This window comes from Lewinella sp. IMCC34183 (genome assembly GCF_003390915.1).
Classification (GTDB): domain Bacteria; phylum Bacteroidota; class Bacteroidia; order Chitinophagales; family Saprospiraceae; genus Neolewinella.
On sequence record NZ_QMEM01000011.1, the window covers coordinates 35,490 to 55,499 of the forward strand.

The 20,010-nt window shown below is 60.8% G+C and carries 17 protein-coding genes; 3 read left to right on the plus strand and 14 right to left on the minus strand.

Annotated elements, in window-relative coordinates:
- Positions 1 to 33 precede the first annotated feature (33 nt).
- On the plus strand, positions 34 to 936 hold the full coding sequence (locus DQG19_RS18615) for a M23 family metallopeptidase (protein WP_116127811.1): 903 nt from the start codon (positions 34 to 36) through the stop codon (positions 934 to 936).
- 113 nt (positions 937 to 1,049) lie between these two features.
- On the opposite strand, the gene DQG19_RS18620 is transcribed toward DQG19_RS18615, so the two are convergent.
- The 7 genes from DQG19_RS18620 to DQG19_RS18650 form a co-directional block, all read right to left on the minus strand.
- Complete coding sequence (locus DQG19_RS18620; RefSeq protein WP_116127812.1) at positions 1,050 to 2,681, minus strand: aspartate:alanine exchanger family transporter; 1,632 nt, start codon at positions 2,679 to 2,681, stop codon at positions 1,050 to 1,052.
- The gene (locus tag DQG19_RS18625; RefSeq protein WP_116127813.1) at positions 2,659 to 3,600 is read right to left on the minus strand and encodes a glycosyltransferase family 2 protein; all 942 of its coding nucleotides are present in this window, start codon (positions 3,598 to 3,600) and stop codon (positions 2,659 to 2,661) included. The genes DQG19_RS18620 and DQG19_RS18625 overlap by 23 nt, the downstream gene beginning before the upstream one ends.
- A 51-nt stretch (positions 3,601 to 3,651) precedes the next feature.
- Positions 3,652 to 4,524: an alpha-1,2-fucosyltransferase gene (locus DQG19_RS18630; protein WP_116127814.1), complete on the minus strand. Its 873-nt coding sequence runs from the start codon at positions 4,522 to 4,524 to the stop codon at positions 3,652 to 3,654.
- Positions 4,525 to 4,558: 34 nt separating this feature from the next.
- Positions 4,559 to 5,590, minus strand: a complete 1,032-nt coding sequence (locus DQG19_RS18635; protein WP_116127815.1) for a glycosyltransferase family 2 protein — start codon at positions 5,588 to 5,590, stop codon at positions 4,559 to 4,561.
- Positions 5,580 to 6,482: a glycosyltransferase gene (locus DQG19_RS18640; RefSeq protein WP_157974600.1), complete on the minus strand. Its 903-nt coding sequence runs from the start codon at positions 6,480 to 6,482 to the stop codon at positions 5,580 to 5,582. The genes DQG19_RS18635 and DQG19_RS18640 overlap by 11 nt, the downstream gene beginning before the upstream one ends.
- A complete protein-coding gene (locus DQG19_RS18645; protein ID WP_116127817.1) occupies positions 6,466 to 7,878 on the minus strand; it encodes an oligosaccharide flippase family protein in 1,413 nt (470 codons plus the stop codon). Before DQG19_RS18645 ends, DQG19_RS18640 begins: the two co-directional genes overlap by 17 nt.
- Positions 7,879 to 7,950: 72 nt before the next feature.
- A complete protein-coding gene (locus DQG19_RS18650) occupies positions 7,951 to 8,586 on the minus strand; it encodes a hypothetical protein (RefSeq protein WP_116127818.1) in 636 nt (211 codons plus the stop codon).
- A gap of 102 nt (positions 8,587 to 8,688) precedes the next feature.
- On the opposite strand from DQG19_RS18650, the gene DQG19_RS18655 reads away from it, so the two are divergent.
- Positions 8,689 to 9,480 (plus strand): class I SAM-dependent methyltransferase, encoded by a 792-nt coding sequence (locus DQG19_RS18655; RefSeq protein ID WP_116127819.1) that lies wholly within the window; start codon positions 8,689 to 8,691, stop codon positions 9,478 to 9,480.
- Positions 9,481 to 9,653: 173 nt separating this feature from the next.
- Positions 9,654 to 11,522: a LamG-like jellyroll fold domain-containing protein gene (locus DQG19_RS18660; RefSeq protein ID WP_116127820.1), complete on the plus strand. Its 1,869-nt coding sequence runs from the start codon at positions 9,654 to 9,656 to the stop codon at positions 11,520 to 11,522.
- A 219-nt stretch (positions 11,523 to 11,741) separates the two neighbouring features.
- Here the strand turns inward: DQG19_RS18660 and DQG19_RS18665 are convergent, their stop codons facing one another.
- The 7 genes from DQG19_RS18665 to DQG19_RS18695 all read right to left on the minus strand — a co-directional run bounded on the left by DQG19_RS18665 (position 11,742) and on the right by DQG19_RS18695 (position 20,009).
- Positions 11,742 to 13,004, minus strand: coding sequence for a hypothetical protein (locus tag DQG19_RS18665; RefSeq protein ID WP_116127821.1), 1,263 nt, complete (start codon positions 13,002 to 13,004; stop codon positions 11,742 to 11,744).
- Between the two features lie 46 nt (positions 13,005 to 13,050).
- Positions 13,051 to 13,737, minus strand: coding sequence for a sugar transferase (locus DQG19_RS18670; RefSeq protein ID WP_116127822.1), 687 nt, complete (start codon positions 13,735 to 13,737; stop codon positions 13,051 to 13,053).
- A gap of 2 nt (positions 13,738 to 13,739) precedes the next feature.
- Entirely contained in the window at positions 13,740 to 14,957 is a 1,218-nt protein-coding gene (locus DQG19_RS18675; protein ID WP_116127823.1) for a polysaccharide biosynthesis protein, read from the minus strand.
- Between the two features lie 187 nt (positions 14,958 to 15,144).
- Positions 15,145 to 16,281: a LegC family aminotransferase gene (locus tag DQG19_RS18680; protein ID WP_116127824.1), complete on the minus strand. Its 1,137-nt coding sequence runs from the start codon at positions 16,279 to 16,281 to the stop codon at positions 15,145 to 15,147.
- Positions 16,278 to 16,907 carry a NeuD/PglB/VioB family sugar acetyltransferase gene (locus DQG19_RS18685; protein WP_116127825.1) on the minus strand — a complete coding sequence of 210 codons (630 nt, stop codon included), beginning with the start codon at positions 16,905 to 16,907 and terminating at the stop codon, positions 16,278 to 16,280. The genes DQG19_RS18680 and DQG19_RS18685 overlap by 4 nt, the downstream gene beginning before the upstream one ends.
- Positions 16,908 to 16,924: 17 nt before the next feature.
- Positions 16,925 to 18,022 (minus strand): NeuD/PglB/VioB family sugar acetyltransferase, encoded by a 1,098-nt coding sequence (locus DQG19_RS18690; RefSeq protein WP_116127826.1) that lies wholly within the window; start codon positions 18,020 to 18,022, stop codon positions 16,925 to 16,927.
- The gene (locus tag DQG19_RS18695) at positions 18,012 to 20,009 is read right to left on the minus strand and encodes a dehydrogenase E1 component subunit alpha/beta (protein WP_116127827.1); all 1,998 of its coding nucleotides are present in this window, start codon (positions 20,007 to 20,009) and stop codon (positions 18,012 to 18,014) included. Before DQG19_RS18695 ends, DQG19_RS18690 begins: the two co-directional genes overlap by 11 nt.
- Position 20,010 lies beyond the last annotated feature (1 nt).

The window sequence follows — 20,010 nt, forward strand, 5'->3', positions numbered from 1 at the left end:
CGGCCCCGCCCGCCAAATGCCTAAACGCGAAACATGGAGGAATCAAGCATGCCCCAGGGCCGGTGGGCCCGTATCAAGAGCAAGGTCCAGGACGGATACCAGCTCGTGGTCCGCGACACCCACAACTACAACGAAGTAGCGACTTACAACCTTACCCCCCTTAACGTATATATCGCCCTCTCGACGGTATTCCTCGTGGCCGCGGTCATCACCTTCGCCCTGATCGCGGTGACTCCGCTGCGGCGCTACGTGCCGGGCTACGGTGACGTGGTGCAGCGCCGGGAGATGGCGGAGATCGAGGCCAACATGGCGGAGCTGAGCCAGGTAGTCGAAGCCCAGAACCTGTACATCGACAACCTGAAGCGCACCATGCTCGGGCAAGTGGTCACCACCGACAGCATCGAGGACCGCGAGGAGATCGTGGTTGCCGGCGACGTGGTCCCCCTGCCGCCCTCCGAAGAGGAAATCCAGCTCCGCCGCGAAATGGAGCAGCAGCGCTCGGGCGCCCGCCGCGACACCGAGCAGGTGGTGACTCCCGTCTCGGGCAGCAGCGCGGTTCCGCTGGCCCAGGTATACCTGGTGGCCCCCGTCCACGGGGAGATCAGCGCAGCCTTCAGTCTCCCGACCGACCACACGGGCGTGGACATCTTGGCGCCCCAGCACACGGCCATCAAGGCGACGCGGGCGGGTATCGTGTTCATGTCCGAATTCAGCAACGCCAACGGCAACGTGATCGGCATCCAGCACGACAACAACCTCATCAGCTTTTACAAGCACAACTCCACCCTGCTCAAGCAGGTGGGCGACCGCGTGCAGGCCGGCGAGGCCATCGCCATTATCGGCAATACCGGTACCCAGAGTACGGGCCCCCACCTGCACTTTGAACTGTGGCACGAGGGGCGGGCAGTGGATCCGGGGGAGTATGTGAGTTTTTAGGCGGGGTGCGGGTTACGGGTTTCTCACGTCTCTCCGTCCCTTGTCCCTCCGTCTCCCGTCTCTCTGTCCCCTGTCCCCCCGTCCCTTGATCCTCCACCCAGGGCAACGGTAGGTTAACCCAGCAGGTTATAGAGCAGCTGTACGGCCAGGATCTTCCCAATCAGCACCACCGGCAGCATGCGGGTGTAGCCGATCGTGGGATACTTGTTGCCGGCCTGCTCGATGGCGAATTCCAGCACGGCGGGCTGGCTGCCGACCATGCCGCCCAGGAAACTGAAGGGGATGCCGAGCATCCGGTACCCGACGACGAGGGTAGCCGCGGTGGTGGTGAGGGCGATCAGGCCACCGGCCAGGAACAGCGCCAGGCCCAGGTCGGTCTGCAGCGTTTGGTAGAAGGTCTGCCCGGAGCGGATACCGATGCCAGCGAGCAGGAAGATGAGGCCGAGCTGACGCAGGGTCAGGTTGGCCCCGTAGGGCAGCGTCCATACGATCGGCCCGGTGCGGCGCAGCTGCCCCAGCAGCAGGGCCACGATCAGGGGGCCACCGGCAAAGCCCAGGCTGAAGGAGTACCCGCCGGGCAGGGCGAAGGTGACCATGCCCAGCAGCAAGCCCAGCGTGATGCCCAGCCCGAAGGAGAGCAAATTTACCCGCGAGAGCGCCTCGTAGCTGTTGCCGAATACCCGGAATACCTCCGGAAGGTCATCGCGGTGGGCCACCAGCAGGATCCGGTCGCCCAGCTCCAGCACGGTATCGCCGCCGGCCAGCAGGTCCATGTCGCCCCGCTGTACGCGGGTGATGAGGATGTTGAAACGCTCCGAGAGGTTGAGGGAAGCGATGGTCTTGCCGGCGATCTCCTCGTTGGAGACGAAGATGCGCCGTACGTCATACACCGAGCGGTCGTGGTTGAGCTGCCCCTCGGCGGCGGTGCCCACCAGCGGTGCGGCCTCCTCGATAGCTTCCGGAGGGCCTACCAGCACGATGTGGTCACCGGCCTGCGGACGGCTGTCCCAGGTGGTCAGGGTGGTATCGCCCTCGTGCAGCATGCGCCCGAAGACGACGCCCAACCGGTGCTCGTGGTGAAAGTCGCGCAGCGTCTTGCCGATCAGGGCGGGCGACTCCACGCGGTAGGTGCGGCTGGTCAGCTTCTCCCCCATGGGGTAATCCTTCTGCAGCTCGCGGAACTCCTGCGGATAGTCGATGCGGTACACGCGCTGCAGGATCGTGATGCCCACCATCACCCCCAGCACGCCGAGGGGGTAGGCCAGGGAATAGCCCACCACCGCCTCCTGGCTGAGGGCATCCTGGAGCTCCAGGGGAGCACTTTTCTGGATGGCGTCGAGCAGGCCGGCCAGGGCCGGGGTGTTGGTACTGGCGCCCGCGTACAGGCCGCCGGTGGTGGCGGCGCCGAAGTCGAGCCACTCGCCGATACCGTAGGCCAGCAGGGCCGACAGCACCACCGTACCCGTGGCGAAGTAGATGTCGCGAAAACCGTTGCGCTGGAAGCTGGCGAAGAAGGCCGGCGCGGAGCTCAGGCCCACCGTATACACGAAAATGGCCAGTCCCAGAAAGGTGATGAACTGCGGCACCTCGAGCCCGGGATCGAGCGCCCCGAACCCCAGCCCTACGAAGAGCACCGCGGCCACGCCCAGCTTAAAGCCGCGAATGCGGATCTCCCCCAGGCCGTAGCCGATCGCCATGACGGCAAAGAGGAGGAGAAGGGGACTAGTCGTCAGTAGCTCGATCATGCAGCAGGGCGGTGTAGACGGTCCCGACCCGCTTGGCGGTTTTGCGGAACACGTCGATCAGCCAGTTTTCAAGGTAATACTCCCGGCCCAGGAGCCGGGGGGTGTACAGTAGGAAATCCTTGATCATAACTGCCCCGCCCACCAGGAGTTGCCCGGTCAGCGAAAAGAAGCCCCGCCCCACCTGTCCGCCGAGCACCGCGTCGCGCCCCGCGGCGAAGTAGGACCGGAAGAACCAGTCTACCGACAGCTTCTGCGGCATCACGACGTGGTAAATGATCAGCTTCGGGTCGTAGGCCACCGTGATGCCGCGCGCTCTGGCCTTGGCCTGCAAATAGGTTTCTTCCCCGTAGGCGATCCGCTTGCCAACCATCCCCACGCGCGGGTCGAAGCCCCCCAGCTCGTGCAGCAGTTGCTTTTCCCACAGCATCACCCCGCCGGTAGCCACGTAATTTGCCGGGGGCACGCTCAACTCCCGGTACTGCGGCAGGGCGTTGCTGGCGTAGCGGTCCTGGTACCACTTCGGGCGGCCGTAGTGGTACCAGGGGTAGTATGCGCCGCCGACGATCCGGTACTCCCCGGTGGCGATCAGTCCGGCCGTACGGGCCAGCAGGTGGGCATCGGCCTTGGCGTCGTCGTCGAGGTAGAGGACCCAGTCGGCCGCCGCTTCGCGGTAGCCGCGGTTGCGGGCGTGGCTGAGGCCCTGCTCTGTTTCGGTGATGCAGCGGCCGCGGATGGCGGGCTGCGTGGCCAGGAAACGCTCGGTTACTTGCCGGGTGTTGTCCGTGCTGTTGTTGTCGATTACTAGTAGCTCCCAGGCGGTATCCGAGGACACTTGTTCAGCCAGCGACGCCAGGCAGTATCCCAGCAGATCGGCGCGGTTGTAAGTGCAGACGATGATGGTAAATAGCGGATCGGACATAGGGCGGCGGAGCGCAGGTGCAATGAGGGGCGGAAGTGGCGAAGCCGGGGGTTACACGGTTAACCGCTTCCCACTGGCAAAAGTATCCTGACTGACGATAACGTCGAAGTCATTCCGCCCCAGGCTGGCGGTGCGGGCGGTCAGAAAGCATAGCGGTTTACGTCCGTAGTAGGAGGCCCACATGGAATAAGTACTTGGCGGACCGATCAGGTAGTCACACGCAGCCAACACGTGCAGGTCCTCCATCCCGTTTGCTTTTGGCAGGGAAGCCCATTCCACACCGGGAAATGCTTCTGGATTTACGGGCTCGTTGGAGCAGACAATAAAGGTCGCACGCTGATCCGGAAAGAGTTCCCGGGCCTGCCGCATAAACCGAAGGTACTCCGTATCGTCATAGTAAAAGCGTCCCCCCAGGTACTCGCGGTAATCCCCCCGCCGCATGTGGACGCCGATCAGTACGTCGGCGGAAGCCCGGAGTTCGGCAATGAAGTTCGCGACGCGATCCTGTATATCTTGCCGGGGCCGAAACACTCGCCGGATCTCCGCGTGGTGAAGCTGCAGGTAGGAGGCGGGCACCGGGGCCAGCCAGGACCGCACCAGGGCGAGGGGGGGCGCCCCGGATGCTTCCAAAGCCGACAGGTTGGTGGCACCCGCATCGAGCGTGGTCACCCCAAGGCGGTGGTGCCAGGCGGCGGGCAATTTGCGAACCGCGTAGTAGAGGCGGTCCACCGCATAGTGGGTCGCCTCCAGGCGGCGGTGGAAGTGTACGCCTGGCAGCACATTCGGATCGGCAAAGAGGTCGTAGTACGCCCCGAAGTACAGCACCCGCAGCGGCCGGCCGTGCTCCAGCGCATAACCCACAAAGGCGGCGTAGGCCCACATCCGGTTACAGAGCTGGCCCGGGGTGTCTATGATCCACAGCAATACGTAGCAGTTGGAGCCCGGCGACCCGTACTGGTCAGAGGCCGTTTTTGAGGGTATGCGCTACCTGCTGCACCAGATAGTGCGGGCGCAGAGAGGCGAAGTTCGGAGTAAACATAGTGATATAGTCGCGCAGGCGCAGTGGTGAGGCCGCCCGTGCGTATAGCCGGGTATGCACCTCGGCGATTACTTCGGCAAAGGCCCGCCGGTCGAAAGCGCCTAACCTGCTGTTCTCCGCCTCCAGGTGCGACAGCCAGGTTCGAGCCCGTCGCAGAAAGGCGCGATACGCCACCCGGTTGGTAGCCCGCGGACCGTGCGCCATCTGCAGGTGGATGTCCAGCTGCTCCGCCGTGAAGCTGAAGCCGTAGTGTCGCAGCAACGCCTCCTGCACCGACCCCGCGTTCTGGATCTGTAGCTGTCGCTGTTGGCTGGTAATGTTGCTGTTGTGCGTCCGGTACAGCACGAGCTCCTCGCGGAGCAGGTGGCAGTCCGTCTCCAGGCTCAGGCGCGCCAGCAGGTCGTAGTCCAGCGACGCGCGCAGACGCTGGTTATAGCCCCCGACCGCCGTAAAGGCCCGCCGCCGGTACACCACGGTACTGTGTCCCATAGCGTTGGCGAAAAGAAACTTCGCCTTCACCCCATCGGAGGAGGTGATGCGCGATCCGACCCGGTTTCCCCGCTGGCCCGCATCGTCTATGTTTCGGTAGGCGCTGCCGAGTAGGCCCACATTCGGGTGGTCGGCCATGAAGCGTACCTGCCGCTCCAGCCGCTCCGGCAACATCAGGTCGTCGGCGTCCAGGCGGAACAGCAGGTCGCCACGCGCCAGGTCCGCGGCGCGGTTCAGGGTGGCCGAAGGTCCGCGGTTTTCATCGTTTTGCCAGAGCCGAATACGGTCGTCCTCCGCAGCCGCAGCCCGTATGTAATCGAAGCCGCCGTCGGTCGATTGGTCGTCGACGAAGACCAGCTCCCAGTGCTGATAACTCTGGACCCGGACGGATTGGATGAGCGCCGGCAAGTATGCTTCGGCGTTGTAGACCGGCACCAGAATGGATGCGAGTTCAAGGTTCATCGGCTGCTTCAAGACCGGTTTCCCGGATGATGAGTTGGTGGTACCTGACGTAGCGGGGCAATTCCCGGATATAGCGCAGCAAGAACGGCAGGTGCCGCTTAGCTTCCCCTACCCTCCCGCTGGTGGTGAGGCGAGCGATCAGGGTAAGATAATCCCATCCCGTGGTCACTACTGCCCGCAGCAGGTGGTTTTTGGGATTGACGGTGCGCAGCAGCCCTACTATCCAAAAAGCGTAAGGTGATAGCTGGGTCCGCTGTACTACCGGCCCCGCCGGCCGGTAATGGTAGCCGGTGCTGTCTTCCACCACGCCGAGCCGGTAGCCCGCCAGCCCTAACCGCGTCGCGAAGTTTTCGTCTTCTCCGTAATGGGGAAAAACCGGATTAAAGCCACCAATGCGGTCGATCACTTCCCGCCGGAGCAGCCAGATGGCCGCATTGACGAAGGGGACCTCGCGGATGCCGTTTACTACCGGATCGCCCGGCCGTAAGTAGCTGGCAAAGCGGCTATCCCGCTCGGTTGCGGAGCGGTAGTGTACGGGGCTAAGAATGCCGAAACCGGGTTCCGCGTCCGCCTGCTGCAGCAGCCGTTCGAAGGCGGGTCGGGGAAGGGCAGCATCCTGGTTGAGAAGCAGGAAATGATCGTAGTTCCGGGCATAGGGCTGGGCAAATACGAAGTTGTGAGCCCTTCCGAAACCTACGTTACGGCGCAGGGGGTGGTAATAATCAATCAGGTCGCGGTATTGGCCGCTCAGCAGTGAACGGGTCCCATCGGTCGAAGCGTTGTCGACTACCACGGTGTCAATTAGCTCCCCCAGTGCCCGGATGGATTCCAGGCAGGTGGACAGCCAAGCCTCGGCCTGGTAGGTAACGATGATGCTAAGCGTCCGACCCAAAGTAGTTGCTTTTGATGTAGCCGCCAATAGAGTACGCCGACACGAGGCTATACACCAGCAGTACCCCGTAAGTGGCGGTGGGGTTACCGACAATGTAGCATACCAGCAGGGCGACGGTAGCCGCATAATTGAACGCCCAGACCCGGAAGATCTCTGGCCAGGTGTAGCCGAAGAGGCGGTAGAACCCCAGATACATTGTGATCGGAATAGTACCAAGCAGGAACCCGAGGATGATACCAACGATCATTCCCTCGATCGAGTAAAGCACGCCAACCGACGCGCCGATAATTTGAGCCAAGGAACTGACCACAGTGTTGTACACCAGCAATCGCTCCCCCCGGAATACGATGAAAAGATTGCCGCAGGCACTGATCATCAGACTAATCGGTAGCAGGATGGACAGCGGGTGCAGGTAACGGCCCACCTCCCGCCAGTCGCTGCCCCAGATGAGTTCGCTTAGGTCATAGGAGAAGAGGTGGAACACTACGACGGCAGGGAAGGCAATGCCTCCGAGTACGTGGACGTATTGCGTGAACTCTTCCTTGACGTTACGGCCCTCCACGCGAATTCGCTCAAACATCGGCAGCTGGATGGTGGAGATTACGCCCGCTACGATACTGAGCGGCAGCCGGTTAAAGCTGTAGGCCCGGTTGTACAATCCAAGATTGGCCGTGGAGTGCAGCTTGCTCAGGTAGAGGTTGTCGATGTTAGAGGAGACATACACCAGTACCTGGAAGATGGAAAGATTTACCATCAGGCTACGGATGCGCCGGAACGACGCGCGCAGCGGCAGCACACGGAGCCGGTCAACCCGCCACCCTAGTTTCACCCGCCCGGCGTAGCAGGCGTACTTGACCAGCGGCACGGTAAGGAGCGGCAAAATGAGAGCGTAATATGAAAAGCCCGATATTGCTAGCCCGTAGGTCAGGGCCACCTGCAGGGTCGTCGCTAGCAGCGAAACGCGGGCAATGAGGCCGAACTGTTCGCGGCGGCTCAGGATGGCCTCGTCAACGATCGGTATGGACGTAAGGAACGCGCAGGCGGCGTACAGTGTCAGCACCGGCAAGAGTTCCGGTCGGCCGTACCACTCGCTGATCGGGAAGGCGGCCCCCAAGAGTAACAGGCCGAGTAGCGCGCCGCCACACATAGCAAAGAGCCGGACGCTGCGCTGAAAGGAGGGCGCGTCGATCTCGCGGATGACGGCCAGGGAGAAGCCCGCATCGAGGAAGAGCGCCACCACGCCGTAGTAGATTGCCCCGATGGCCTGGATACCATACTCCTCCGGATCAAGCTGCCGAGAAACCAGGGCACTGCCCACGAAAGTGACCAGCAAACTGGAATACTTCAGCAAACCGACCTTGAGGAAGTTACTGACAATCTCGCGCTGGAAACTCATGCAGGACCTGTAGATTCCGGGGTGTAGAATTGAATCGGCTCATCGGGGAAAGGCACGCACCGCGGCGCGGCACTACGCCGGATAGAACTGCAAACAGTCGTCGGATATTTCCAGCTGGTAGTGCGGAGCCAGGGCGGCCACCCGTGCTTGCACCGCTCCAACGGTGGGGTATCCGGTACCCTCCACGAAAAGGCGTGCGTCATCAATCAGAAGTACGTGCCCTGCTTGCGGGTAGTGGAGGATAGCGTCGATCTCATGCATGATGGGAGAAACTTCATCGCCGAGGGCCGTGATACCGCCAGAGTAGTGGCCGTCCAGCCAGAAAATGGCGGGCCGGTTCAGGTCGGCTACTAGGTTGCCGATGGCCCGGCTGCTATCGCCCTGGATGATAGTGACATGATCGTCGCGCTGAAAGCGCTTAGCTGCCCGGAAGTACAGTTCCTCACTCAGCTCGATGGAAAAGATGCGCACAAACGCTTCCCGCTGCGCTTCGACCATATCGCCTAGGTAGGTGCCGGTTTCCACCAGGGTAGTGTAGCCGAACCGCTCGCGGTAGCGCGTGATCGTATGCTGCTTGACGATGTGCGGCGGGGGCACCGGTTCGCCGGCTTGCTTCCATGCCTGCAATTCCCGCTGTTCGCGCCGCTTACGCAGCAAGGTCTTCAGCGGCCGGGGGACCAGCGATTTAAGCAGGGAGAGAATCTTCATCGGGGCGAAGGTAAGGTACGGACGAGGTTTACCGACCTGCGGCAAAAAGCCCTAGCTTAGCGCGCCGGCCCCGTACCGGGACACGGAACGTACCACTACTCCATGAAGTTAAAGAGCAAGATCGAGGGAATCCTGGAGCGCCGCCTTTCTCCGGACGCCTTTCAGCGTACGAAAAGAACCTACCAGAAGCTGCGCTCGGTACCAAACCGTAAGAACCTTACCCGCATCGGCGAAATTTACGGGACCGACAAGACCGGCGTCCACTTCTATACCCAACACTACCAGCGCCACTTCGGGCACCTGCGCAACCGCCCCGTACGGATGTTGGAGATTGGCGTCGGGGGCTACGCCGAACCCGATCAGGGAGGCCATTCGCTCCGGATGTGGAAGGAATACTTCTGGCGCGGCCAGATTTACGCGCTGGATATCTACGATAAGTCGTTACTCGAGGAGAAGCGCATCCGGATTTTTCAGGGCAGCCAAGTGGATACCGACTTTCTGGAAGAAGTAGTGCAGGAAACCGGTCCGCTCGACCTAATTGTCGACGATGGCAGCCACCTAAACGATCACGTCATCACTACCTTCGAATTTCTCTTTCCTTACCTCAAAGGGGGCGGCATCTACGCCATTGAGGACGTGCAGACTTCGTACTGGCCGGATTACGGCGGCGACAGCAACGATTTACAGCAACCGGGTACCATCATGAATTACTTCAAGCAACTGACCGATTCCCTCAATCATCAGGAACTCATGCGCCCGGGTTACGTCCCCACCTACTACGACCGCAACATCGTGGCTATGCACTTTTATCACAATATGATTTTTATTGAAAAGGGTGCTAACAACGAACAGTCGAATATGGTGAGAAACAACGTACGCATTCCCCGCCCCTGAGCCCGCCGAACAACGCTCCAACAGTTTCTACCAACGACGTGGAGCGGTCGTTAGAGCACCAGCCGCTACGACAGGAATTCAAATGTGAAATGAATGTCTATTAAAACCATACATACATAGCTCACAGTTATACACCAAGTATTTCACGACGTTTCCCACTTTGGCCTAGCTATATGCCCTACTCACTTTACATTACGTTGGCCCTGTCCACCTTAAGTCTTGGCCTATTTTCTCCACTACGGGCCCAGGGCAGATTGGACACCTCTCTGGTCGCTTATTACCCTTTTGAAGGCAGCGCGCTGGACAATAGCGATTACGGCAACCACGGCACCATTTTCGGTAACCCTGTTTGCACAACGGGAGTAAACGGAAATGCACTCTTCTTCGATGGGGAAGACGATTACATCATTGTGGAAGACGCGCCACAGTATGCGACCATCGAGCGTGAGGTGACCATCTGTGGATGGGCCCGCCCATCCGGGCTGTATAACAATACCTGGATGACCATTCTAGCAAAGACATTGCCCGGCCAGGACAAGACGCCCTTTTCGGTAATCTATAGGGAGCAAAACGTGATTCCGTATTTACGGTATACCGGCCCGAACAGTCCAATATGGACGCGGGTGGATGTCTTCAACGCCCCGGGTAGCTTGCCTCTGAATCAGTGGAGCTTTTTTGTCTGGCGCTTCAAGGAAGGCCAGCTTGACATCTTCCTAAACGACGAACTGGTAACCACGTATACGTTCGATTTCACCGAACTACTAAAAACGGACGGCCCCCTTGAGATCGCGCGGGACAGCCCTGGCAACACCGAATTCTTTCAGGGAACACTGGATGACGTGTGCATCTTCAACGCTGCGCTTACCGACGGAGAAATCAGATACCTTTTTGCGAGCGGCAAAACGGAGCAACCAAGTAATGTTACCGCTATCGAACAAGTCATTTGCTCCGGTGACAGCTATATGGGCTATACCGAAGCCGGACAGTACCAAAAGGTACTTTCGAACCAGTATGGTTGCGACAGCATAATAGAACTCACCTTGCGGGTGGAAGACTTTACGACCCAGACGGAAACCGTGGTGCGCTGTGCAGGGGAGGATTACCTGGGACACACTGAATCCGGAACGTACCGGGATACCCTAATATCGGATGGCTGCGATACCATCCGAATCACAGAACTGATAGTGGTGCCCGCCGTCTACTCCGTAGTGGAGGCTAGTTTCTGTGACCCCGTTTACTCGCGCATGTATCCCGGCCCCGGGACATATATAGATACCTTACATACTTCCATCGGCTGCGATAGTATCCGGGAACTTCGCCTGGCCCCCCCTGCCCTGCAGCAGCGCTTTGATACGGTGCGTATTTGTGCGGGCAATTCATTTGAAGGATACGTTCAGCCCGGCACGTACCTGGACACATTAAAAAGCAACACGGGCTGCGATACGGTTCGCACGCTGGTTCTTCTCCAGTCTCCGGCAGTCTTCACCCAGATCGATACCACAATCTGCCAGGGCCAACAGTATGCCGGCTACTCGCTGCCGGGACTGTATGTAGATACCCTGCAAGCCGTAGACGGCTGCGACAGCATTCGCACGCTTCAGTTGGCGTTATGGGAAATGGAACAGGTAGCGGTGAGCGATACGATCTGCGGAGGAGACCAGGTATTCGGGTATACCCAGCCCGGCCAGTACGTGGATACCTTAGTTTCGGATACCAGTTGCCCGCTGGTGAGGACCCTAGACCTCTCCGTAGTAACTACCTACATCCCAAACGCATTTTCTCCCGACGGGAATGGCAGCAACGACCTATTCAGACTTTATAGCACCTACGGAGACCTCCGCGTCGAGGAATTGCGGATATATGATCGTTGGGGTGGGCTCGTTCACGAAAGCGCCCAATTCAGCGAGCAAGAACTAACGGGTTGGTGGAACGGGACGGTGGGCGGTAAGCCATCCGCTACCGGAGTATATACGTACAGTTTGCGTTACACCTGCCGTAATCTTCCGTTTGAAAGCAGCGGTTCTCTCCTGCTGAGGCGGTAGAATTTCATGGATCAGTCCGACCTGGAAGGGCTATCTCGCTGCCCGCCTTCAGCGTAATCGTCATCTTTGAAAACGGAAAAGTCTGGCGTGCCGACCTATAAAGAGGGCACCACTTGAGCGTTTCGCCCAAGACGCGCCGGTACGGCCCAATGAACGTGCAGGAAAGAGATTGCAGGTAGACCACAAGGCCCACCCCTGGCAGCAGGCGCTTCCCGGTTTTTATGGAGCCTCGGTGCGGGGGCCTTCCTCGCCAATCGTCAATTCACCCGCCACGAGCTGATTCAGTGCGTCGAGGTTGGGAAACCACGGCAACTTCCCGTTTCCTTCCCGCCAGGCCAGGTAACACTCCAGTAGCCAGCCACGGGGAGACTTGCCGGCATGGAAGCTGGCGCCCGTATGGGTAGCCGTCAGTATCTCCTCGATCTCGGGATCGGCCGGTCCCTTGATGATGGCCATGATCGGCCGGCCGGTAGAGAGGTAATCGTACAGCTTGGCGGTGAGTACCCCGTAGTAATCGGGGCCCGTCCAGCTGAGCAGTAGCAGCACCTGGGCATCCCGCTGCAGCTTTTGCGCGGCCGCGGGAGAAATGTACCCGCGCGTATTGCAGTGGACGTACTGGTTTAGGTCCTTGGTAAGCTCTTTCCACAGGGCATCATCCTTGCCCCGGTATACCAGCTCGACCTCTCCGGGCTCCACCTCACCGGCGGCGACCAGCGCGTTGAGGCTGTCGACAAGGGGGGCCAGGGTGTGCAGTCGTTCGTACAGGCTGCCCGTATAAACAATGGTGAAGCGGTCGGTCCGGGGAGCGGTTGTCGCCGGCGGAAGCTCGTTGATGCTGTTGCGCCGCACCGTCGCGCCGGGAAAGAGCTTGCGCAGCTGCTCTACCTGTCCCCGCGATACGCCCCACACCTCATCGGCCTCCCGTAGCACGCGCCGCCCCCACCACCGTTGCAGGGCGGGCCACCATACGTCGTGGCGGATGGGATCGGCGTGAATGTCGCGGAAATCGGCAATCCAGTGCAGCCGCGGAAATTCGCGTTTGAGCCGGCGGGCTACGAGATGATCGCTCCAGGGGCGAAAGGAGGACAAGATGGTGGTAATGCGTTTCTCGCGTACCAGCCGCACCGCTTCGCGGTAGGCCTCGCGGCGGTAGACCGGGCCACCGTCGTCGGTGAGGTAGAGGAAGGGGAAGGACTGCCGGAGATCGAGCAGGGGGCCGGACAGGCGCCGGCGGAGGCTGTCGTAAGGGAGGGTCTGCGCCGGGCCGCTGCCACCGGCTACGGTGCGGAGATCCCGGGCCGGCAGGGCGGTGACGTGCAGGCCGGGCGGATCGGCCCCTTTGAACCCCCGGTCGGCCCGGATGACGTAGATCGCCCCGTAGCGGTGCCTGGCCCACTCGGCCAGTTGCCCCAGGCGCCGTCCCGCTACCGCCGGCCGCGGTGGGAAGTAATTGGTAATGAAGAGGATGTTACCCGCCGCCAAGGTGCGTGATTAATGGTGTACGTGAGTTCCTACTCCCGGGTGGCGGTCACTGTACGACGCCCGCCTCGGAAAATACCGGCACCTCCGGGAACACCCGATATACGAGATCGGAACCGGGCTGGATGATCACCCATGCAGTAAGAAACAAAATTTTCAGGTCCACCATAAACGACTGGTGTGCCTGGTACCACTGCTCGACGCGGCCCTTGTGCGGGTAAATGACCGTCCGGTAGTATTCCCAGGTATCGTCGCCGCGGTCGCGCACGCGGGTGATGAGCCGCTCCTCGTCGCGGAAGACAATGCTTCCGATGCCGGTGATCCCGGGCCTGACGTTGTAGATCACCTCCTGTACCCCGGTCGGGTACTGCTCGAAGCTCTTACGCATCACCGGCCGTGGCCCCACGAAGCTCATGGTCCCGAAAAGGACGTTCAGCAACTGCGGCAGCTCGTTGATCTTCGAACTCCGTAAAAAGCCCCCCATCGGCGTGATCCGGGGATCGCGGGCGGTCGTGATGATGCCGCCCTTCATGTTAGGGCTGTCCTTGAGCATCGTGGCAAACTTGTAGATGTTGAAGGGCCGGTTGCGGTAACCGATGCGCTCCTGCAAGTAAAAGACGTACCCCTCCCCCGTAAGCTTCAGGCCGATGACGATCGGGATGAGCAGCGGGGAAAGAATCAGCAAGGCGAAAAAGGCAAAGCAAACGTCAAAAAAACGCTTTACAACTGGGTACATCTCTACATTTTCTGGTCGAGGGAACGACCGGTCTCTAGGTGCACAAAGTTAGGGATGAAATCGACCATCAACTGTACGATAGCGGCCTTATCGATGGTAGTGTCCCGAAATTGGGCGTTCAGGCGCGCAAACATCACGTCTATGTCCTCCACGCTCTTGCGGCCGGCGTTGCGGATCACTCCGAGCTGGGCGAACCGGTCGCGGTCGATGTCCTCCCCCTCGGTAAAGAACTCCTCGTAGGGCTTCTCTCCGGAAGTATTGCTGCCGAAGAAGTAGACCGGGTACGCTTCGTCCTCCCGGGAGAGGTTGGCGGCCGCTTCCCGGGCCTCCTGCTCGGTACTACAGTACCGGGGGGTGTAGTCGCCGTACTCCCGCAGGAAGTCCTCGGCAATGCTGGAGAACGTGCGCATCTGCTCCTCGCGCAGGTTGGGAAAAAAGATCTCTCCGCTGCGGCCCAGGATACAGGCGAGGAGGCAAAGCTGGCCGGATTCCTCCGGGCTCACGAAGTAGCGCTTCACGTCATTGGGGGAGCTCAGCGGCTGCTGCTTCATCATCCGCTCCAGAAAGCCAAACAGCAGGCTCCCGTTGGAGAAGGCGACATTCGCGAAGCGGGCGGTGCTGATCTTGAGCCGGTCGGAGTAGGCCAGGATAACCTCCTCCATAAGCTTCTTGCTGGCCCCCATCACGTTGACGGGGTTGGCGGCCTTGTCGGTGGATACGCAGAAGAAGTGCTTCGGTGGCTGCGCCAGCAGCAGTTCCAGCAGCTGCTTGGCCTTGAGTACGTTGTTGTCGATCATGGCCTCGATGGAGTAGTGGTCCTTCTCGCTGCGCACGTGCTTGTGCGCCGCGAAGTTGGCCACGATGTCGAAGGGGCCTTCGTTTTGCATGATCTTGGCAAATACCGGGTCGCCAAAGTTGATCGGGTAGGGCTTGTAATCATCGGGGACGTTGAGGTCGGCGGCGGAGCGCAGGTCCCGGGTTAATTCGGTAAGGCCGTTCTCGTTGATATCGATCACGTACAGCCGCGCGGGCCGGAACCGCAGCAGGGCCCGGATGAAGCTCGACCCGATGGTGCCGGCCCCGCCGATGACGAGTGCCGACTTACCGTCGATCTCACGCGCGAGTTGGTCATGGTAGGTGGCCAGGTCAGCGGTAAATAGGCTTTCCTCGCGCTCGGTTACGTAGGTATTGATGAAGCTGTTTAGGCTGAAGTGTTTCATGGGGTTTTGTTTCTACCGGGCTTGCCGGTTTTTACCACAGATTACACGGCCCTGATAGACCGGTTATCCACTGATTTCCAAGGTAACATTGCTCCTGAGGGCTGAGCTGCACATCCGTGGGAATCCGTGAAGACCTGTGGTAAGGTGTTGAAGCCTGTTGGTACAGGCCCTTATATTTTGCTGGGTTCTACCCGTTGTAAAACTCGTTGATCGTATCCACCACTTCCTGCAGTTGCTGATCCGTCAGCCCGCTGGAGCTGGGGATGCTGATGGCGGTTTCGTGCACCTTTTTGGCCTGGTGGTTCTCGGTGACGTAGGTCAGCCCCGCGTACATCGGTAGCTGGTTCATCGGCGTCCAGAAGGGTCTCGACTGTACGCCGCAGTCATTGAGGTAAGTGAGCAACTCCCGCATGCGGTCGGTTCGGAAGGTGAACAACCAGCAATTGGGATCAACGCCATCGGTCACCCGCTGAAAGGTGATGTCCCCTACCCCCTTGAGTTGCTCTCGGTAAAAGGCATCCATTTTTTTCTTTCGCTCGATCAGGCCGGGCAGCTGCTCCATCTGGGCCAGGCCGATGGCGGCGAGTACGTTCACCAGCCGGTAGTTGTATCCGACTTCGTCGTGGAAGTAATCCAGGGGATCGGTCTTTGCGGTAGTGGTCAGGTGCTTGGCCCGGGTGGCCAGGGTTTCGTCCTGAGTGAAGATCATGCCGCCCCCGCCGGTGGTGATGATCTTGTTGCCGTTGAAGCTGCTGGTTCCGAATACGCCGAAAGTACCGGCGTGGCGCCCCTTCCAGGTCGAGCCGAGGGCCTCGGTGCTGTCCTCGATAATCGGGAGGTTATGCTCCCCGCACACGGCCAGCAGCCGGTCCATATCGCACATGTTGCCGAGCACGTGGACGGGCATGATGGCTCCGATACGGCGACCGTCCGCGCTGAGGTGGCAGGCCCCGTCGCGCTTTTCGGTGCGCTCGGCGAGAAAAGATTCCAGCAGGTCGAGATCGAGCTGCCAGCTGTCAACGTCGATATCTAGCAGCAGCGGGTCGGCCTTGGTGTAGGCAATGGCGTTGAGGGTGGCTACGAAGGTTAGGTTCGGCGCCAGCACGTAATCCCCGGCCCCGATGCCCAGCAGGTTCATGGCGGTATGCAGCCCCGCCGTTCCGTTCATGCAGGAAATGGCGAAGCGACTGTCGGTGTAGTCCGCGATGGCCGTTTCGAATTTACCGACGTAGGCCCCCGCCGTGGATACCCAGCCGGTGTCCAGGCATTCCTTGACGTAGGTCCATTCGTTGCCGGCCAGGTGGGGGATGGAAAGGGGGATCATGTTCTGGATTTTGCGGGATTGCCGTACACGGTGGCACCCGCGGGTACGTCGCGCAAAACTACGGCTCCGGCGCCGATGGTGGCGTGATCGCCGATGTGAATTCCCGGCAGCACGACCGCACCGGCGCCTACCAGGGCCCCCGTTCCCACGTGTACATTGCCGGTCAGTATCGCCCCGGGCGCTATGTGGGCATAGGCACCCACAAAACACTCGTGATCGACCTGCGCACCGGTGTTGATGATCGCACTCACCCCGACGGTCGCGAAGGTTCCGACCGTGGCCCGCACGGCTATCAGGGCGGCGGCTGCGATGCGGGCGCTAGGCACAACGGTGGCGGCGGGATGGATTACGGCTTCGGTCAGGGATAAACCCCGCCCAAGTATGCGTTGGGTGAGTTTACGGCGCAGGGTATTGTCGCCCGTTGCGGGGAAAAAGCTGACGTCCGGGCCACCGCCGCCCTCAATATCGTGGTCCGTGCCGAGGTAAGCCAGATGAAAAGGGTTGCTTTCCTTGGGTTCGAGATCGTAGTACCCGGCCGGCGTTCGGCCGATTGCCAGCAAGGCCTCACAGACCACCCAAGCGTGGCCGGAGTACCCCAACAGGGCCACGCGATCAGCTTTCTCCATAGCGCTTGCGGGGCGGCTTACTTGTCCGCAAGGTCCTTGAAGACGTTTTCTCCGTTGTTGACAAGCTGCCCCGCCCCGATCGAGACTCCCAGGTATACGTTGCTGTTCATGCCGACTACCGAGTTCTTCCCGATGCTTACCATACCCGCCAGGGTACTGCCGGGCGTCAGGTGGGCATTATCGTCGAGTACGCAATCGTGGCTTACGATGGCACCGGAATTGATAATGCAGTTGTTACCTACCGTGACGTTACTGCCAACTATCGCACCCGCAAAAACCTGGTTGCCCTGCCCCATGCTGACCGACCGCTCTATGGTTGCCCGGGGGTGGATCAGGTTCGGTACCGTAAACCCTAATCCGGTCAGCATCTCGTAGATCCGGCTCCGCGCCCGCGGATTGGCCAGGGCCCCGATACCGATGACCGCCTGCCGGATACCGTGCTTCGTAAAGAGGTCCGGAAGGTCATCGTTCGTACCGAGAATGGGCAGCCCGTACGCCTCCGACGGGGAGTCTTCCGTACCGATGAACCCAACGCACCTGAGGCCGGGCTGATGCTGCAGCAGATCCAGACAGGCCCCTGCGTGCCCCTTCTCTCCGATGATGATCACCGATTGGGCATCGTAGGTAGCGTTCTGGGGCGAAGCCATCACCCGGGGCACGTCGGTCCGGGGTCTGCCCGCTGGTGTCCCGTTTCCCAGTATGTCCCGCGTAGTGATCAGCGAAAGTCCAGGAAAGTCGCTTGCTTCCAGGCCACGCTCCTTCATCATCTCCCGGGCGGCGGCCGATACGCGTACGTTGCCCCTGGGGGCTGCGTTGGCGGTGCCTGTCGGGGAGTCGGGCGCCGGCTGGTCCGGCGCGCTCATCTCCTTCTGCGGCGTGATACGTGCGAACACCTCGCCCGCCGCAATGTCCTCGCCTTCGGCGACCATATAGTGGATGTAGCCGTCGGCGGGCGCGTCCAGCTCGAAATCGGCCTTTGAGGTTTCCAGGGCTCCGATGGTATCCCCTTCCGCTACCCGGTCTCCCGAGGCGAAGTTCAGCTCGGTGACCCGGTAGAAGTCATCACTAACGGTTTCCTTGGGGACGACGACATTGACGGACTGATCAGCGGCCATGGGCGAGTTCTTTTACGGCATTAACGATGGCTTCGGTACCGGGCAGCAGCTTGATCTCCCCGGGAAGCGAGCAGGGGATCACGCCGTCGAATCCGAGCCGCTTCACGGCCAGTTCGCGGGGCCCGGCCGCGACCACCGAGGCGATCGCCTCCGCGCCAAAGGCCGCAAAGGAAGTACCCTCTTCCGCCACGACCAGCTTACCGGTGACTGCTGTACTCTCCAGCAGCGAGGCAGGATCGAAGGGGTGCAGGAGCGTCGGACAAATCACTTCACAGAGAATTTCATGCTCGTCAAAGGCGCGTTCCGCGGCCCGCTCCGCCTCTTCCAGCATTCCGCCGTAGCAGAGAATCGTTACCTCCGCCGCCACGCCTTCGGGCCGCATCCGGAGCACCGGCAGGTCGCCTCCGCTGCTTTCCAGGAGGAAGCCGTCCGGAGTTTTGCGGTTGAGGCTCCGGGTGTAGAGGATCTTGTTTTCCAGTACGACCACCGGACTGTTGCTCCGTTCGAACAGCCCCCGGTAAATCGTTCCGGGCGCGATGCGGTGGTTCAGGGCCACCACGCTCAGCCCGGGAATACCCAGAAAGAAGCGTTCGATGGACTGGCTGTGGGTAGGTCCGTACCCCCGCCGGCCGCCCATGGGCGTACGGACGATCAGGGGAACGTTGACACGACCGCCGTACATGGCGTGAAACTTGGCCGCGTGCTGCAACAGCTGGTCTAGCGTGAGGGTCATAAAGTCCCCGAACATGATCTCGACGACGGGCAACATGCCGCCCACGGCGAGACCGGTCCCCACGCCGGTGATGGCGGCCTCGCTGATGGGGGTATTTCTTACCCGGTCGGGAAATAGGGTACTCAGGTCGCGGGTCACCTTGAAGGCCCCCCCGTAGGCTTTGTCCGTAAACTCAGTCCGCTCCTGGATATCCTCACCGATCAGCACCGTGCGCTCGTCGCCGGCAAACTGCTCCTGCAGGGCCTGGTAGATGAGCTCGTTGAAGCGGGTGTCACTACGCTCGGAGAGGGGCGACCATCCGGAAGCTCCGGCTGCCGGTGTGTCGTCCCAGGCCGGATGGCAACCTTCCTGTACGGGATCACCCTCGGCCGCTGCTACGGCCTCGTCGATGATCTGGTCCGCCGCGGCGACCAGCTCTCGGTACGCCTCGGGTTGCGCTTCGGCGAAGGCGTTGATCATGTCTTTGCCGCGGTATTCCGCCACTTCCTCCTCCCGGCGGTTATCGTCGCTCTTGCTGTGGCTATTCAGGCGGTACGTCTCAATTTCCAGGACCACCGGCCGGCCGCCGCGCGCGGTTTCTACTGCCCGGCGGCTCGCCTGGTCCAAATCGTCCAGATCGAAGGTCGAGCTGTGGATGTACTCCAGCCCGAATCCCCGGACCCGCTCCTCCACCGAGCCCGCAAAGGTCTGCCGGAAGGAGGTCGACTGTGCATAGCCGTTGTTCTCGATTACGACCAGCAGCGGCAGGTTCCAGATTCCCGCCAGGTTAAGGGTTTCGTACAGGATGCCCTCCCCCAGGGTTCCGTCACCGGTGAAGGCGACACTGAGGCTTTTATTTCCCTTGATCGTATCCGAGAGGGCGACGCCGGCCGCCACGGGGACCATGCCCCCCTGAATGCCGTTAGAGAGGTAGCGGTGTGCCGTCAGGTGTTGGCTGCCGCCCATGCCCCGGCTTACCCCGGTCGTCCGCCCCATAACCTCGGCCATCAGCCCCCGCACATCCTGCGTACGGGCAATGAAGTGACCGTGGCCGCGGTGATTCGAGACGATGAAGTCATCCGCTTCCAGGTGCGGGACGATCATGACGGGGGAAAACTCCTGTCCGACGCACGTATGCACCGTACCGTTGAGTTTCCCCTCGCCAAAGAGGTCCAGCAGTCGCTCCTCCGTTCTGCGCACCAGAATGGCGGAGCGGAAGTGGTCCAGGTACTTGATGTCAGATTCGTTTTCTGCCGTCGGCAAACGATTGACCATA

Bases quoted from the DNA above. Each gene is read 5' to 3' on its own strand.
- DQG19_RS18615 (WP_116127811.1), top strand. From the start codon at position 34: ATGGAGGAATCAAGCATGCCCCAGGGCCGGTGGGCCCGTATCAAGAGC.
- DQG19_RS18620 (WP_116127812.1), bottom strand. From the start codon at position 2,681: ATGATCGAGCTACTGACGACTAGTCCCCTTCTCCTCCTCTTTGCCGTC.
- DQG19_RS18625 (WP_116127813.1), bottom strand. From the start codon at position 3,600: ATGTCCGATCCGCTATTTACCATCATCGTCTGCACTTACAACCGCGCC.
- DQG19_RS18635 (WP_116127815.1), bottom strand. From the start codon at position 5,590: ATGAACCTTGAACTCGCATCCATTCTGGTGCCGGTCTACAACGCCGAA.
- DQG19_RS18645 (WP_116127817.1), bottom strand. From the start codon at position 7,878: ATGAGTTTCCAGCGCGAGATTGTCAGTAACTTCCTCAAGGTCGGTTTG.
- DQG19_RS18650 (WP_116127818.1), bottom strand. From the start codon at position 8,586: ATGAAGATTCTCTCCCTGCTTAAATCGCTGGTCCCCCGGCCGCTGAAG.
- DQG19_RS18655 (WP_116127819.1), top strand. From the start codon at position 8,689: ATGAAGTTAAAGAGCAAGATCGAGGGAATCCTGGAGCGCCGCCTTTCT.
- DQG19_RS18660 (WP_116127820.1), top strand. From the start codon at position 9,654: ATGCCCTACTCACTTTACATTACGTTGGCCCTGTCCACCTTAAGTCTT.
- DQG19_RS18670 (WP_116127822.1), bottom strand. From the start codon at position 13,737: ATGTACCCAGTTGTAAAGCGTTTTTTTGACGTTTGCTTTGCCTTTTTC.
- DQG19_RS18675 (WP_116127823.1), bottom strand. From the start codon at position 14,957: ATGAAACACTTCAGCCTAAACAGCTTCATCAATACCTACGTAACCGAG.
- DQG19_RS18680 (WP_116127824.1), bottom strand. From the start codon at position 16,281: ATGATCCCCCTTTCCATCCCCCACCTGGCCGGCAACGAATGGACCTAC.
- DQG19_RS18685 (WP_116127825.1), bottom strand. From the start codon at position 16,907: ATGGAGAAAGCTGATCGCGTGGCCCTGTTGGGGTACTCCGGCCACGCT.
- DQG19_RS18690 (WP_116127826.1), bottom strand. From the start codon at position 18,022: ATGGCCGCTGATCAGTCCGTCAATGTCGTCGTCCCCAAGGAAACCGTT.
- DQG19_RS18695 (WP_116127827.1), bottom strand. From the start codon at position 20,009: ATGGTCAATCGTTTGCCGACGGCAGAAAACGAATCTGACATCAAGTAC.